Here is a 1,821-nt window from a genome sequence, read left to right as displayed (position 1 = left end):
TGCGTGTGATCACCTGAGTTGGCCCCAGTTGGGTCGTTTTTCTGCATGAATTTTGGCTCCACCTGGGCGGTGATTCGCTGCACGGTGGGCTCAGCGTGTCGTCGCGAAAATTGGCCCCACCCGGGATGCGATTTCCACGTCAGTCGTCATCGGTGTGGAGGTTCGGGAATGGCACGGTCGAAGGTGGAACTGTTCGAACAGATCAGGCGTGACAGACGGGTCGAGGAGCTGTCGACCCGCGAGTTGGCTCAGCGGCATCGGGTGCATCGGCGCACGGTCCGCCAGGCGTTGGCCTCGGCGGTCCCGCCGCCGCGGAAGGCCTACGGGCGGCGGCCGCGCCCGGCGATCGATTCGTATGTCGAGGTGATCGACTCCTGGCTGCTGGGCGACCGCGGGGTGCCGCGCAAGCAGCGCCATACCGCGCGTCGGATCTGGCAACGGCTGGTCGCTGAGCATGGCGCGCAGGTGGCCGAGGTGACGGTGTCGCGGTACGTCGCCCACCGCAAAAGCGAGCTGGGTCTGGACCGGGTCGAGGTGATGGTGCCCCAGACCCACGCCCCCGGCGCTGAAGCCGAGGTCGACTTCGGCGAGTTCTACGCCACCATCGCCGGGGTGTTGACCAAGGTGTGGATGTTCGTGATGCGCCTGTCTTGCTCCGGTAAGGCGTTCCACGTGGCTTATGCCACCCAGGCCCAGGAAGCGTTCCTGGAAGGACACGTGCTCGCCTTCGAGCACTTCGGCGCGGTGCCGGCCCGAATCCGCTACGACAACCTCAAGCCCGCGGTAGTGCGGGTGCTGCGGGGCCGGGACCGGACCGAATCCGAACGCTTCATCGCCCTGCGCAGCCATTACGGCTTCGACGGGTTCTTTTGCATCCCGGGCAAGCAAGGAGCGCACGAGAAGGGCGGCGTGGAAGGTGAGATCGGCAGGTTCCGCCGCCGACACCTGGTTCCTGTGCCCAAGGTAGCGTCGTTGGCTGAACTCAACGATTTGATCGCTGCCGCCGATTGGGCCGACGACGCCCGGGTGATCACCGGGCGGCCGGTCACCGTCGCCGTCGCGTTCGCCGCCGAACGCGCGCACCTGGCGCCGCTGCCGAGCGAGGCATTCGACACGGCCCGGCTGCTGGCAGCCCGGGTGGACACCCGGGCGCGGGTCTGCGTGCGGCAGTGCTACTACTCGGTGCCGGTGCGCTACGTCGGGCGACGGCTACCGGTACGGCTGTGCGCGAGCCGGGTCGAGATCTGCGACGGCGCGCAGGTGGTGGCCGCCCATGAGCGGGTGGTCGGCAAATACGCCCAGGTCCTCGTCTTGGATCACTACCTGGAAGTCCTCAAGATCAAACCGGGTGCGCTACCGGGGGCGACCGCGCTGGCTCAAGCCAAGGCCTGTGGGGCGTTTACCGTTACCCACCAACGGTATTGGGACGCCGCCCGCCGCGAGCGCGGCGATCAGGCGGGCACCCGGGCGTTGATCGAAGTCCTGCTCGCTCATCGCAGCCTGCCCGCCACCGCGATGATCGCCGCGATGGACAAAGCAGTTGCGGCCGGCATGCTCGACCCGCAGGCCGTGCTGATCGACGCCCGCCGCCACGCCGGCGGCGCGCTCGCGCCGGTCATCCCGATCGGCGCCCTGGCCCGCTACAACCGGCCCGCCCCGACACTGACCGGCTACGACGACCTACTGGCCAACAGCGCAACGATCCAGAGCGCACCATGAGCGCCCGAACCCAGGACGGCGCCCAAGCCGCCATCGGTGCCGCGGCCCGCGAACTGCATCTGCCCACCGTCCGCGACGAAGCCACCCGACTCGCCGAGATCG

Annotated in this window: 1 protein-coding gene; it reads left to right on the top strand. The window is 68.5% G+C overall.

Going from position 1 to position 1,821, the window contains the following annotated elements:
• Positions 1–168: 168 nt before the first annotated feature.
• Positions 169–1,719 (top strand): IS21 family transposase, encoded by a 1,551-nt coding sequence (gene istA / locus AC2VOK_RS01775; protein WP_428898949.1) that lies wholly within the window; start codon positions 169–171, stop codon positions 1,717–1,719.
• Positions 1,720–1,821 lie beyond the last annotated feature (102 nt).

It is taken from the genome of Mycobacterium sp. TH-M116, from assembly GCF_057473685.1.
The sequence above is the reverse complement of the archived record's forward strand: the minus strand, read 5'-3'. Positions and strand labels throughout refer to the sequence as shown.